Raw genomic sequence first — 13,719 nt, 5'->3', positions numbered from 1 at the left:
CCTCTCCCGACCACGAGAACCCCATGTCCCGAGTCAACAAGACCGTCCTCATCCTGGTAGCCATAGTCGCCGTCATCCTCGGCCTCACCGTGCAGAAGGTGCTCACCGAGAAACACCGCCTCGACCCCGCCGCGCTGCTCGACGCCGGCATCGTGCTGCTGCCGCAGAGCCGCGAGGTGCCGGCGCTGACCTTCCAGGACCAGGACGGCAAGCCGTTCGACACCGCCAGCCTCAAGGGCCGCTGGAGCCTGCTGTTCTTCGGCTACACCTTCTGCCCGGACGTCTGCCCCACCACCCTGGCGCAGCTGCGGGAACTGCAGGGCAAGCTGGCCCCCGAGGCGCGCGAGAAGCTGCAGGTGGTGTTCGTCAGCGTCGACCCGCACCGCGACACCCCGGCGCGCCTGAAGGAATACCTGGGCTTCTTCAACGCCGGCTTCCAGGGCCTGGTGGGCAGCGACGAGGCCATCCAGAAGCTGGCCAACGCCATGAGCATCCCCTACATCCCGGCCGACACCAGCAAGCCCAACTACACCGTCGACCACAGCGGCAACCTGGTCATCATCGGCCCGGACGGCACCCAGCACGGCTTCATCCGCGCGCCGCTGAACAACGCCAAGCTCGCCGAACAGCTGCCCAAGGTGCTCGCCGACCAGGGCTGAGCCATTCGCCGGCGCGCAGCCGGCCCATTCACCGCGCTGCTTTGTCGCAGCCAGGCAACGGCCACCCTCGGGTGGCCGTTCTTTTTTTTCATCACCCGCCTGCACAGCCTTGGACTGGTCTGTTTTTCAAGGTCTGCCCCGATGCCCGCCCGAAAGCCAGGAAACATGCGCCGTGAGGCGGCCCCCGGGGATTTCCTGACTCTGTAGTCAATGTAAAAAATCTGCTACGGAATTCCAGGCATCAGTGATCACTCATATTTCGGATTAAAAACATTAATTAACACCTATAGATACGCCTGAGGCAGGATTGACGGGCCTCTCACCGGGTTGCCGGGGGTTCTGATGAGCAAACATTCACACCAGGGATAGCGTTTTCCCCCGGTCACAATAGGCAATTAGGCTAAAAGCCAGGGCGCACGCGCCCCTTGCCGGGACGGGGGAACTACGGGTCCCAACGTGACTTGTAGTCCTTTTTCAGTACTACTTCAGAACTTCTTGCCGACCCAGTGGCTCGATTGCACAATGCCGACGCCCAGCGGGTTCTGGACCCGCCCTTTCGCGGCATGCGTTGCCAGTTCGACAACCCGGCCGCCTTCCGGCGCCGGACTACTCAAGGATCACGCAGGAGATTTGTGAGTGCAGATCGGTGTCCCTCTCGAGACCCATGCCGGTGAAACACGGGTCGCCGCCACCGCTGAAACCGTCAAGAAACTGGTTGGCCAAGGCCACCAGGTGATCGTTCAGAGTGGCGCCGGTATCAATGCCTGTCAGCCGGACAGCGCCTACGAGGCCGCCGGGGCGAAGATCGGCTCCGCCGCCGACGCCCTGGGCGCCGAACTGGTGCTCAAGGTGGTCGCCCCCAGCGCCGAGGAACTGGCGCAGATGAAGCCGGGCGCCGTGCTGATCGGCATGCTCAACCCCTTCGACAACGACAACATCGCGCGCATGGCCGAACGCGGCATCACCGCCTTCGCCCTGGAAGCCGCCCCGCGCACCTCGCGGGCGCAGAGCCTCGACGTGCTGTCGTCCCAGGCCAACATCGCCGGCTACAAGGCGGTGATGCTCGCGGCCAACCACTACCCGCGCTTCATGCCCATGCTGATGACCGCCGCCGGCACCGTTAAGGCCGCCCGCGTGCTGATCCTCGGCGCCGGCGTCGCCGGCCTGCAGGCCATCGCCACGGCCAAGCGCCTGGGCGCGGTGATCGAGGCCTCGGACGTGCGTCCGGCGGTGAAGGAGCAGATCGAATCCCTCGGCGCCAAGTTCGTCGACGTGCCCTACGAGACCGACGAAGAGCGCGAGTGCGCCGAAGGCGTCGGCGGTTACGCCCGCCCCATGCCGGCCTCGTGGATGGAGCGCCAGGCCAAGGCGGTGCACGAGCGCGCCAAGCAGGCCGACATCGTCATCACCACCGCGCTGATCCCGGGCCGCAAGGCGCCGACGCTGCTGCACGAAGCCACCGTGCAGGAGATGAAACCGGGCTCGGTGGTTATCGACCTGGCCGCGGCCCAAGGCGGCAACTGCCCGCTGACCGAAGCCGGGCAGGTGGTGGTCAAGCACGGCGTGACCCTGGTCGGCCACACCAACCTGGCCGCCATGGTCCCGGCGGACGCCTCGGCCCTGTATGCGCGCAACCTGCTCGACTTCCTCAAGCTGACCCTCTGCGCCGAAGGCTTCAAGGTCAACCTGGAAGACGACATCGTCGCCGCCTGCCTGATGTGCCGCGACGGCCAGGCCGTGCGCAAGAACGGCTGAGCCCTCCTTAATAAAGAAGAACCCGCCGGGCTTCTGCCCGGCCTAGAGACCGGTGAAAGACGATGGAAGAAATGCTGATCTCCCACGGGATCTACAACCTGATCATCTTCGTGCTGGCCGTGTACGTCGGCTACCACGTGGTATGGAACGTCACCCCCGCGCTGCACACCCCGCTGATGGCGGTGACCAACGCCATCTCGGCGATCGTCATCGTCGGCGCCATGCTGGCCGCCGCCCTGACCGTCACCCCGCTGGGCAAGATCATGGGCACCCTGGCCGTGGCCCTGGCCGCGGTCAACGTGTTCGGTGGCTTCCTGGTCACCCGCCGCATGCTGGAAATGTTCAAGAAGAAAGCGCCGAAAGCGCCGGCGGAGAAGCACTGACCATGAGCATGAACCTCGTCACTCTCCTTTACCTGATCGCCTCGGTCTGCTTCATCCAGGCCCTGAAGGGCCTGTCGCACCCGACCAGCTCGCGGCGCGGCAACCTGTTCGGCATGGTCGGCATGGCCATCGCCGTGCTCACCACGGTGGGCCTGGTGTTCAAGCTCGGCGCGCAACTGGCCGAGGGCGGCAACGCCGCCGCCGGCATCGGCTATATTCTGGTCGGCCTGCTGATCGGCGGCAGCGCCGGTTCGATCATGGCCAAGCGCGTTGAAATGACCAAGATGCCCGAGCTGGTCGCCTTCATGCACAGCATGATCGGCCTGGCCGCGGTGTTCATCGCCATCGCCGCCGTGGTCGAGCCGCAGTCGCTGGGCATCGTCCAGCACCTGGGCGACACCATCCCCACCGGCAACCGCCTGGAGCTGTTCCTCGGCGCGGCCATCGGCGCCATCACCTTCTCCGGCTCGGTGATCGCCTTCGGCAAGCTGTCGGGCAAGTACAAGTTCCGCCTGTTCCAGGGCGCACCGGTACAGTTCGCCGGCCAGCACCTGCTCAACCTGGTGCTGGGCCTGGCCACCCTGGGCCTGGGCCTGGTGTTCATGTTCACCGGCAACCTCGCCGCCTTCGCCCTGATGCTGGCCCTGGCCTTCATCCTCGGCGTGCTGATCATCATCCCCATCGGCGGCGCCGACATGCCGGTGGTGGTGTCGATGCTCAACTCCTACTCCGGCTGGGCCGCGGCGGGCATCGGCTTCTCGCTGAACAACTCGATGCTGATCATCGCCGGCTCCCTGGTGGGCTCCTCGGGCGCCATCCTCTCGTACATCATGTGCAAGGCGATGAACCGCTCGTTCTTCAACGTCATCCTCGGTGGCTTCGGCGCCAGCGCCGACGACGCCGGCCCGGCTGGCGCCAAGGAAGCCCGCCCGGTGAAATCCGGTTCGGCCGACGACGCCTCCTTCCTGCTGACCAACGCCGACAGCGTGATCATCGTCCCCGGCTACGGCCTGGCGGTGGCCCGCGCCCAGCACGCGCTGATGGAGCTGGCGGAGAAGCTGACCCACCGCGGCGTCACCGTGAAGTTCGCCATCCACCCGGTCGCCGGCCGCATGCCCGGCCACATGAACGTCCTGCTGGCCGAGGCCGAGGTGCCCTACGAGCAGGTGTTCGAGATGGAAGACATCAACTCCGAGTTCGGCCAGACCGACGTGGTGCTGGTGCTGGGCGCCAACGACGTGGTCAACCCGGCGGCGAAGAACGATCCGAAGTCGCCGATCGCCGGCATGCCGATCCTCGAGGCCTACAAGGCCAAGACCGTGATCGTCAACAAGCGCTCGATGGCCAGCGGCTACGCCGGCCTGGACAACGAACTGTTCTACCTGGACAAGACCATGATGGTCTTCGGCGACGCCAAGAAAGTCATCGAAGACATGGTCAAGGCCGTCGAATAACGACAGCCGTCGATCCACGAGACACCGGCCGCGCGCCGGTGTCTTGCTTTGCCGCAAAGGAAAACCCTCTGGACTTTGGTAGTAAGGAAGGCAGTGGCGGGGCAGTTTTTCGACCTTGGTATAAGGGCGAAAAATCGCCGAATCCCTAGACTGGCCGCCTTGCACTCCCTATAAAGCCTGAGGTTTTTCCATGTACCGTGATCGCGTGCGCCTGCCTTCCCTGCTCGAGAAGGTGATGACTGCTGACCAGGCCGCAGCCCTGATCCAGGACGGCATGACCGTCGGCATGAGCGGCTTCACCCGCGCCGGCGAAGCCAAGGCCGTGCCGGAGGCCCTGGCCCAGCGCGCCAAGCAGCAGCCGCTGAAGATCAGCCTGATGACCGGCGCGAGCCTGGGCAACGACCTCGACAAGCACCTGACCGAGGCCGGCGTGCTGGCCCGGCGCATGCCCTTCCAGGTCGACAGCACCCTGCGCAAGGCGATCAACGACGGCTCGGTGATGTTCATCGACCAGCACCTGTCGGAAACCGTCGAACAGCTGCGCAACCACCAGCTCAAGCTGCCGGACATCGCGGTGATCGAAGCCGTGGCCATCACCGAGCAAGGCCACATAGTGCCGACCACTTCCGTGGGCAACTCGGCGAGCTTCGCGATCTTCGCCAAGCAGGTGATCGTCGAGATCAACCTGGCGCACAACACCAACCTGGAAGGCCTGCACGACATCTACATCCCGACCTACCGGCCGACCCGCACGCCCATCCCGCTGACCAAGGTCGACGATCGCATCGGCAGCACCGCCATCCCGATCCCGCCGGAGAAGATCGTCGCCGTCGTCATCAACGACCAGCCCGACTCGCCCTCCACCGTGCTGCCGCCGGACAGCGAGACCCAGGCCATCGCCAACCACCTGATCGACTTCTTCAAGCGCGAAGTGGACGCCGGCCGCCTGGCGAAGAACCTCGCGCCGCTGCAGGCAGGCATCGGCAGCATCGCCAACGCGGTGATGTGCGGCCTGATGGAATCGCCCTTCGAAGACCTGACCATGTACTCCGAAGTGCTGCAGGACTCCACCTTCGACCTGATGGACTCGGGCAAGCTGCGCTTCGCCTCGGGCAGCTCCATCACCCTGTCGAGCCGCCGCAACGCCGACGTCTTCGGCAACCTGGAGCGCTACAAGGACAAGCTGGTGCTGCGCCCGCAGGAAATCTCCAACCACCCCGAGGTGGTGCGGCGCCTGGGCATCATCGGCATCAACACGGCGCTGGAGTTCGACATCTACGGCAACGTCAACTCCACCCACGTCGGCGGCACGAAGATGATGAACGGCATCGGCGGCTCGGGCGACTTCGCCCGCAACGCCCACCTGGCCATCTTCGTCACCAAGTCCATCGCCAAGGGCGGCAACATCTCCAGCGTGGTGCCCATGGTCAGCCACGTCGACCACACCGAGCACGACGTGGACATCCTGGTCACCGAACAGGGCCTGGCCGACCTGCGCGGCCTGGCGCCGCGCGAGCGCGCCCGGGTGATCATCGAGAACTGCGTGCACCCATCCTACCGCGACGCCCTGGCCGCCTACTTCGAGGCCGCCTGCCAGCGCGGCGGGCACACCCCGCACATCCTGCGCGAAGCCATGAACTGGCACATCAACCTGGAAGAACGCGGCCACATGCTCGCCGCCAGCTGATCCGGCATCCCTGGCGGGCCATTCCACAAAGAATGGCCCGCCAGGCTGGACAGTCGGAAAAAAACCACGTAAAAACACTTCCGAACAGTTTTTTATCCCACAGCGACTGTTCCACTTCTCCTACTGCCACCCCCGGCAGGCCTGCTGAAAATCCTCAATCCCCCACCACCTGTGCACCACAATGGAGCGCAGCGGTACAGTTCGCCCCAAAATCGCCATTACAGTTCGCTGAAACAATTCGCTGACGCTATTTAATTCAAGGCAACTGTACCTATCGCGGCTGACCAAAAAGTCAGAAGATACTCCCCAACAACTTCCGCAACCCCACTACCCGCCAAAAGCGGGAAGGACGAAAATCATGGAACGTACCCTCGGTTCCGCCACTGTCAGCAACATCCGTTCTTCCTCTACCGCCCACCGCAGCCTGGTCGGCACCGTCCGCCTGTGGCAGCGCCGCATCGAGAGCCGCCGCCAGCTGGCCCGCCTCGACTCGCGCCTGCTGGCCGACGCCGGCATCAGCGAAGCCCAGCGCTACGCCGAGCTGAACAAGCCGTTCTGGAAGTAAGCGGAAGCGCTGAACTGTCAGGCGGTAGATAGACAGTTCGAAACTGTACTGGTGAAAGGCCGCTAGATTGAGCGGCCTTTCTGCTTTTCCAGGCCCGGATCGGCGAACAGCAGTTCCCGATACAGACCGGCCCAGCGCCGTCCCATGGTCTCGGCGGTGAACAGTTCCTCGTAGCGCGCCTCGGCCTTCCTGCCCATCTCGGCTGCGCTCTCCGGGTGCTCCCATATCCAGCGCATCGCCTCGCGGAACGCCTTCGGCTCGCTGGGCGGCACCACCAGCCCCGTCACCCCCTGGATATTGATGTAGCTGGTGCCCGTCCCGATCTCGCTGGAAATCATCGGCTTGCCGTACATCGCGCCTTCCAGCAGGGAGATGCCGAACGCCTCCGAACGTAGGTGCGAAGGAAACACGATGGCGCGGCTCAGTTGCAGCAGCGCCACCTTGTCCACCTCGCTGACCCGCCCCAGGAAGCGCACGTGGCCCTCCACCCCAAGGGCGGCGGCCTGCGCCTTCAACTCAGCTTCCAGCGGCCCGGCGCCGACCACCACCAGCGGGTAGCCGGTCCCCTGGATCGCTTCCAGCAGGATGTGCAGGCCCTTGTAGTAGCGCATTACCCCGACGAACAGGAAGAAACCCTCTCCCACCCGCTGGCGCCAGCCGTCCAGGCAGTTCGCATCGGGCTGTGGATAACCCGTCTTGTCCAGCCCGTAGGGAATCACTTCGGTCTTGCCCGGGAAGCGCCGCAACACCTCGCTGGTGGCCAGGTAGTTGGGCGAGGCTGCCACTATGCGGTCGGCGCAGCCGAGGAAGCCGTTCATCAGCGGCTGGTACAGCTTGAGCAGATGGCGCTGGCGGACGATGTCCGAGTGGTAGGTCACCACCATCGGCTTGCGCACCCCGGAGAGGAAATGCACCAGGTCCATGAACGGCCAGGGGAAGTGGAAATTGATGATGTCGGCCTCGGCGGCCAGGGTACGGAAGCGCGGCAGCACGCTGTAGGAGAAGCCCGTCGAAGCCAACTGCAGGTCCAGGCGCGCACGGTGCACCCGGTGTCCATCGACCTCCAACAGCGCCGGCTCGGGATTGGCGCTCAAGGTGAGCACCTCGTTCTCGATGCCGTGGGCCTCGCCGCTGCGGCAGAGCTGGTTGATCACCTGTTCGATCCCGCCCACGGAGTCGGGCAGGTAGGTCTTGAAGAAATGTAGAACGCGCATTCAGCCTCCCATGGCCTGGCGATAGGCCTCGACGGTGGCGCGGGCGCACGCCTGCCAGCTGAAAGCCCCGGCGCGGTCCAGCCCCAGGCGCCGCAGACGTGCCCATTCGCTCCCGTCCTCCAGCAGCCGCTGGATGGCATCGGCCATGCCCTGCTCATCCTGCGGCTCGACGAAACAGCCGGCCTCGCCGGCCACTTCCGGTAGTGACGAGGTGCGCGCCAGCACCGTCGGCACGCCGCTGGCCATGGCCTCCAGCACCGGCAGCCCAAAGCCCTCATAGAGCGACGGGAACAACAGCAGGCGCGCGCCGGCCAGCACGCACGCCAGGACATCGTCGTCCAGATAGCCGAGCAGGCGCACCTGGCCGCCGGCCAACGCCGCGGTCAACTCTGCGTCCAACTGTTCCTGGCGCCAGCCGGCCATGCCGGCGATCAGTAGCGGATAGCGCTCGCGCAGTGCCGGCGGCAACAGGGCATGGGCGCGCAGGGCCTGCTGCAGGTTCTTGCGCGGTTCCAGCGTGCCTACGCAGATCAGGTAGCCCCTGGCTTCCAGAGCCAGTGGCGCCAGTACAGTTCGCAGCTGTTCCGCCGTGCGTGGCCGGAAGCGCGGCGCACACCCCAGGGACGCGACCATCACCCGCTCCGCCGGCAGGCCGAAATACGCACGCAGCTCCTCGCCGACGAAGTGCGAATCCACCAGGATGCGCCCGGCCCGGGCCACGCCTTCTCCGACACGCCGCTCGATCTCCGCCAGGCGGTCACGCGGCTGGGTCTGGGGATAACGCACGTGGGTCAGGTCATGCACCGTCATGACCATGGGGCCCTCGAACGCCAGCGGCCACAGGCTCGGTTCGTGATACAGCTGCACATCCCGCTCGCGCAGGCCCCGGTCGAAGCGCTGCTGCTCCAGCCAACGGCGGATCCGGTAGGCGCCCGGCACCCGCCTGGCCGCGGCACTCCAGCGCGAATAGCCCGGCAACGCCGCCCGCGGCAGCGCCTGCGACCAGCCCCAGCCATGGAAATAGTCCAGATCCACGCCGGGCTGCTCGCCCAAGGCCTGCGCCAGCGCCGCCACGTATTGGCCGATGCCGGTGCGCGGGGCCTGGAGGATGCGGGTGTTAAGCGCAACCTTCACGCTGTTCGTCCTTTTCCGGCGCCCCTCCCAAAGGCTGTTGCCACTGCGCCTGCACTACGCGCTCGATGAGTTGCTGGCTGGCCTCACGCCATCCGATCCAGCGCCACTCGGACACCGGCCGTTGCGCCGGAAACTGGCCCGATTCTTCAAAGCGCTCCACGAGCGCCGCAAGGGAGTCCGGCTGGTCCAGATCGAAATAGGCCATGAAGTCGCCGCCGATCTCACGGAAGACCGGGATATCGCTGGCCATGGCCGGCAACTGGCGTTGCATGGCCTCTACCAGTGGCAGGCCGAAGCCTTCGACGAAAGACGGGAACACCAGTGCCTTGGCGTTCGCATAGGCGTGCTCCAGGCCTCGGTCGTTGAGCTTGTGGAAAACATGCAGGCGCTTGTTCAATTCCGGATGCCGGCGGATGCGGGTGACCAGGTCCTCGCACTTCCAACCGACGCGCCCGATGATGCACAGGCGGACCGGGGAGCCACGCGCCCAGAGACGCTCGAAGGCGTCCAGCAGATAGGCGTGGTTCTTTCGCGGTTCTATGGTGCTGACCATCAGGTACACCGGCGCACCCGCCTCGAACATCCGCAGCAGGCGCGGATCGATACGGCCGGGACGGTCAGCCAGGTCCAGCTCCGAGCCCAGGTAGAAGTGGTCGAACCAGATCTGCCCGGCCACCGCCTCGCCCCGACGGCGGACGATCTCGGCACGCAGTTGGTCGCGGATGGTGGTGGAGATGCACATGAAGCCATCGGCCATTTCGGCGATCCAGTCGAACCAGCGGTCGAAAACACGGACCAGGCCGGCATCGCAAAACTGCGGATGCATAGAGGGGATGAGATCGTAGATCACCGAGACGATGCCCACGCCCTGCGCCTTGAGACGCTCGGCGACGGGGAAGAAATCGGCATGCCAGGACGAGTCGAGCAGCAGCAATTGGTCGCCCGGCAACGCCTCCATCGCCTGCACGCGCTCAGGCACCACATGGTTGCGCGAGGCATAGGTGGCGAATCGCAGCGGCAGGGTGAAGCTTAGGCTGGCCAGCTTGCAGAGCATGTAGAGAGCCCGCCGCGCATTGTGCCAACGGTTCATCGGCCAGCGCCGCTCCAGTCGCGCGTGCCACATCCAGTAGTCGTTACGCAGTTGCTCCAGGGCCACGCGCATGCGGCTGTGCCAGGGCAGGTCGCGGCCGGACAGGGGCGCCAGCGCCAGTACCCGGAACATACGCCCGCGCAGGAAGACCACGGGTATGCACTCGACTTCGGCCTGGACCGTATCGAGATTGCGGATGACATTGCGCACGACGCGCTGGATGCCCGAGTTCACTTCGGGGTGTTCGAAGACGTATGTGCATTCGATGAGTATGCGCATCATGGCAGGCTGCGCCTCAGTTCGAGCACTTCCGCTGCAGCGCCCAGGCGCTCGACCGCAAGCTCCGCCCCCAGCCAGGAATAGCCGACGAAGTTCTCGTGGCTGGCGTTGGCCACCTGGAACAGCATGGCGCAGTCGCGCCATTCGTAGCTGCCGTCCAGGTGCGAGTCACGCCTGGAAAGGCTCAAGGAAACCGAGTAGTTGCCTGGTCCCAGGCGCATCGGGAAGCTGTATCGATACAGGATGCGCTCACCTGCCCGGATATTCTCCAGCATCTGCTTCAGGCGGTAGGAGTTGATGCCGTACATGGCCTGGCCCAGGCGGTCCTTGAGCATGAACCCCAGCACCAGTTGGCTGATGTCCTGGGTCGCGCGGACCACCACTTCCAGCGTCACCTCGCTGCCCACTTCGATGATTTCCACCGAGGTATCCTGCTCCAGCAGGCGCACCGACTCGACCTCGACCTCCCCGGTACCGGAAATGGTCCGCGTCTTGCCGTTGGCCAGCATCTCCTGGCGTACCCGATGGTTGAGGCCGGCCGTCATGCGCGCATGGTAGTAGTCCATGACCATCTCCGGGTCGCCTTGCTGCACGACCCTGCCGAACTCCAGCAGCACGGCGCGATCGCAGATGGACTGGATGGCGAAGCGGTCATGGGACACGATCAGCAGCGTGGTGCCGTCGCGGCGGAAGCTACGGATGCGCTCGAAGCTCTTGTGCTGGAAATAGGCATCGCCCACCGAGAGCGCCTCGTCGACGATCAGCACGTCAGGGCGCCTGGCGGTGGCCACGCTGAACGCCAGGCGCATCTGCATACCGCTGGAGTAGGTGCGCACCGGCTGGTCGATGGCGTCACCGATCTCGGCGAAGGCCTCGATGGCCGGCATCAGTTCCTCGATTTCCTCGCGCTGCAGGCCCTGCAACTGCGCGGCCATGAATACGTTCTGGCGGCCGGTGAATTCCGGGTGGAAGCCCATGCCCAGCTCCAGCAGCGCCGAGACCCGCCCGCCAACGCTGCAGCTGCCGTGGGTGGGCAAGGTGGTGCCGGTGATGATCTTGAGCAGCGTGCTCTTGCCGGCGCCATTGGAACCGACCAGCCCTACCGCCTCGCCGGGCGCGATGTCCAGGTCGATATCCTGCAGCACCCATTTCTGCTGGTGGCGCGGCCGGGCGCCGGGAGACAACCATTCGAGCAGCCGAGCCCAGCGCGAGGGATACTGGCGGTAGGCCTTGCCGAGTTGCTGGATGCGTATGTGGCCCATCAGAGTTCGTCCACCATCTCGCCGGAACGGCTACGGAACAACCCCAGCGCCAGGACGCACAGCACCAGGGCCGAGAGCAGCAGCGGCAGCAGGTCAGTCCATACGGGCCAGCGGCCATATAGGAAGAGGTTCTGGTAGGACTGGATCAGCGGCGTCATCGGATTGAGCTGGATCAGCCTGCGGATGCTCTCCGGCAGGATGCTGGTCGGGTAGACGATGGGCGTGAACCAGAACCAGAACTGCAGGAGGATGCCGAACAGTTGCCCGACGTCGCGGAAGAATACGTTGAGCACGCCCAGCAACATGCCCAGCCCGCAGGCGAACAGCAGTTGCAGCAGGAGCAGGACGGGGAAGGCCAGCAGGGCGATGCCGGGCAGCCGGCCGGTGATGGCCAGGAAGCCGCAGAACAGCGCGAAGATGATGGCGAAGTTCACCAGTGCGTTGAGCACGCTCACCACCGGCAGGCAGATGCGCGGGAAGTTGAGCTTCTTCAGCAGGTTCGCGTTGTCCAGGAACATCGTCAGGCTGCGCCCGACCACCTCGGAGAACAGGCCCCAGGTGAGCAGCCCGGAACAGATGAACACGCCGAATGCCATGCGGTCATCGACGCCCGGCAACCGCGCCCGCATCACCTCGGAGAAGATCACCGTATACACCAGGATCATCGCCAGCGGGTTGAGCACCGTCCAGGCCGCGCCCAGCATCGAGCCGCGGTAGCGCGACTCGAACTCGCGGCGCACGCTGCCGGCGACGAAGCCGCGGTATTGCCAGATTCCCTGGAACATCCTCGCCAACATCTAGCAAGCCCTGCCGTACTGGTCCTCGAAGCGGACGATGTCGTCCTCCCCCAGGTATTCGCCGCTCTGCACCTCGATCATCACCAGGTCGATGACGCCGGGGTTCTCCAGGCGATGCTTGTGCCCCGCAGGGATGTAGGTGGACTCGTTGCTGTTCACCAGGCGCACGCCCTCGCCATTGGTGACCTTGGCCATGCCACGCACCACTATCCAGTGTTCGCTGCGGTGATGGTGCATTTGCAACGACAGTGAGGCCCCCGGCTTGACCACGATGCGCTTGATCTTGAAGCGCGGCCCTTCCTCCAGCACCGTGTAGGTTCCCCACGGACGGCTCACGGTGCGGTGCAGGCGATAAGCCTCGTGCTCGCTGTCCTTGAGCTGCTTGACCACCTTGCGCACGTCCTGGGCGCGCTCGGCGTGGGCGACCAGGATGGCGTCTGCGGTATCGATGACGATCAGGTCGGACACGCCCACGGTGGCCACCAGGCGGTCGTCGCTCTGCACGTAGGTGTTGCAGGTATCGACGAACACCGCGTCGGCGGCTGCGCGGTTGTTCTGCGCATCAGGCTCGACCAGCGCGCTCAGCGCCCCCCAGGAGCCGATGTCGCTCCAGTCGAAGGCCGCCGGAACCACCGCGACGCGCTCTGAGCGCTCCATCAGTGCGTAGTCGATGGAAATGTCGGGGAAGGCGGCGAAATGCTCGCCGCTCAGTTCCTGCTGCACCACCTGGCCCAGTTCGTCGCCGCTGCTGGCCTCGTGGCAGGCGATGGCGCTGGCGAGGATTTCCGGAGCGTGGCGTTCCAGCTCGCCAAGCAGCGTGGCGACGCTGAAGCAGAACATGCCCGAGTTCCAGAGGAAATCACCGCTGTCGAGGAATTGCCGGGCAGTCTCCAGGTCGGGCTTCTCCACGAAACGCCGAACCCTGGCACCGCGGCCCTCGTCCAGTTGCTCGCCCATCTCTATGTAGCCGAAACCGGTCTCCGGTGCCGTGGGCACCACGCCGAAGGTGACCAGGTGACCGGTCTCGGCCAGGGCGGCTGCGCGCTCGACCGCCCGGCCAAAGGCCTCGAGGTCGCGGATCAGGTGGTCCGCCGGCATCACCACCAGCAATGCCTGGTCGCCGTGCCTGGCACGTACCGCCAACGCCGCCATCGCGACCGCAGGCGCCGTATTGCGCCCCACCGGCTCCAGGACGAAATGTCCGCGCTGGCGCAGCTTGGCGGCAAGGAAGTGATCCTTGCTCTGGAAGTAGTAGTCGCGGTTGGTCACCGTAACTATCTCGCCATCGCTGGGCAAAAGGCCGGCTGCCCGGCAGTAGGTCTTGTGCAGAAGGGTCTGGCCATCGGGCAGCGCCATGAAGGGTTTGGGCTGCCCCTCGCGGGAAACCGGCCACAGGCGCGTCCCGGCCCCACCGGAAAGAATCACAGGAACCAGCATGGC

Annotated in this window: 12 protein-coding genes; 6 read left to right on the top strand and 6 right to left on the bottom strand. The window is 65.3% G+C overall.

The annotated features are described in order from the left end of the window. Positions 1 to 23: 23 nt before the first annotated feature. From IG194_RS12590 to IG194_RS12565, 6 genes are all read left to right on the top strand, one after another. Positions 24 to 659, top strand: a complete 636-nt coding sequence (locus tag IG194_RS12590) for an SCO family protein (RefSeq protein ID WP_009614707.1) — start codon at positions 24 to 26, stop codon at positions 657 to 659. Between the two features lie 636 nt (positions 660 to 1,295). Continuing rightward, complete coding sequence (locus IG194_RS12585) at positions 1,296 to 2,414, top strand: Re/Si-specific NAD(P)(+) transhydrogenase subunit alpha (protein WP_009614709.1); 1,119 nt, start codon at positions 1,296 to 1,298, stop codon at positions 2,412 to 2,414. A gap of 62 nt (positions 2,415 to 2,476) precedes the next feature. After that, complete coding sequence (locus IG194_RS12580; RefSeq protein WP_009614711.1) at positions 2,477 to 2,797, top strand: NAD(P) transhydrogenase subunit alpha; 321 nt, start codon at positions 2,477 to 2,479, stop codon at positions 2,795 to 2,797. A gap of 2 nt (positions 2,798 to 2,799) precedes the next feature. Next, positions 2,800 to 4,251, top strand: a complete 1,452-nt coding sequence (locus IG194_RS12575; RefSeq protein ID WP_009614712.1) for an NAD(P)(+) transhydrogenase (Re/Si-specific) subunit beta — start codon at positions 2,800 to 2,802, stop codon at positions 4,249 to 4,251. Between the two features lie 190 nt (positions 4,252 to 4,441). After that, entirely contained in the window at positions 4,442 to 5,938 is a 1,497-nt protein-coding gene (locus IG194_RS12570; RefSeq protein WP_058487856.1) for an acetyl-CoA hydrolase/transferase family protein, read from the top strand. 358 nt (positions 5,939 to 6,296) lie between these two features. Continuing rightward, positions 6,297 to 6,503, top strand: a complete 207-nt coding sequence (locus tag IG194_RS12565; protein WP_009614715.1) for a DUF1127 domain-containing protein — start codon at positions 6,297 to 6,299, stop codon at positions 6,501 to 6,503. Positions 6,504 to 6,565: 62 nt separating this feature from the next. On the opposite strand, the gene IG194_RS12560 is transcribed toward IG194_RS12565, so the two are convergent. From IG194_RS12560 to IG194_RS12535, 6 genes are read right to left on the bottom strand one after another with little or no spacing between them, the layout of a single operon-like run. Then, a complete protein-coding gene (locus tag IG194_RS12560) occupies positions 6,566 to 7,717 on the bottom strand; it encodes a glycosyltransferase family 4 protein (RefSeq protein WP_058487855.1) in 1,152 nt (383 codons plus the stop codon). Next, the gene (locus IG194_RS12555) at positions 7,718 to 8,851 is read right to left on the bottom strand and encodes a glycosyltransferase family 4 protein (RefSeq protein WP_058487854.1); all 1,134 of its coding nucleotides are present in this window, start codon (positions 8,849 to 8,851) and stop codon (positions 7,718 to 7,720) included. Continuing rightward, positions 8,835 to 10,223 (bottom strand): glycosyltransferase family 4 protein, encoded by a 1,389-nt coding sequence (locus IG194_RS12550; RefSeq protein WP_009614719.1) that lies wholly within the window; start codon positions 10,221 to 10,223, stop codon positions 8,835 to 8,837. The genes IG194_RS12555 and IG194_RS12550 overlap by 17 nt, the downstream gene beginning before the upstream one ends. Continuing rightward, complete coding sequence (locus IG194_RS12545) at positions 10,220 to 11,482, bottom strand: ABC transporter ATP-binding protein (protein ID WP_009614721.1); 1,263 nt, start codon at positions 11,480 to 11,482, stop codon at positions 10,220 to 10,222. The genes IG194_RS12550 and IG194_RS12545 overlap by 4 nt, the downstream gene beginning before the upstream one ends. Further along, entirely contained in the window at positions 11,482 to 12,279 is a 798-nt protein-coding gene (locus IG194_RS12540; protein ID WP_009614726.1) for an ABC transporter permease, read from the bottom strand. Before IG194_RS12540 ends, IG194_RS12545 begins: the two co-directional genes overlap by 1 nt. Then, complete coding sequence (locus IG194_RS12535) at positions 12,280 to 13,716, bottom strand: mannose-1-phosphate guanylyltransferase/mannose-6-phosphate isomerase (RefSeq protein ID WP_009614728.1); 1,437 nt, start codon at positions 13,714 to 13,716, stop codon at positions 12,280 to 12,282. It abuts the gene before it with no gap. Positions 13,717 to 13,719: the final 3 nt, after the last annotated feature.

Origin of the sequence: Pseudomonas sp. ADPe (assembly GCF_014843515.1) — a bacterium.
In the GTDB taxonomy this organism is placed as follows: domain Bacteria; phylum Pseudomonadota; class Gammaproteobacteria; order Pseudomonadales; family Pseudomonadaceae; genus Pseudomonas; species Pseudomonas citronellolis.
This window is presented reverse-complemented; position numbering and strand designations above follow the sequence as displayed.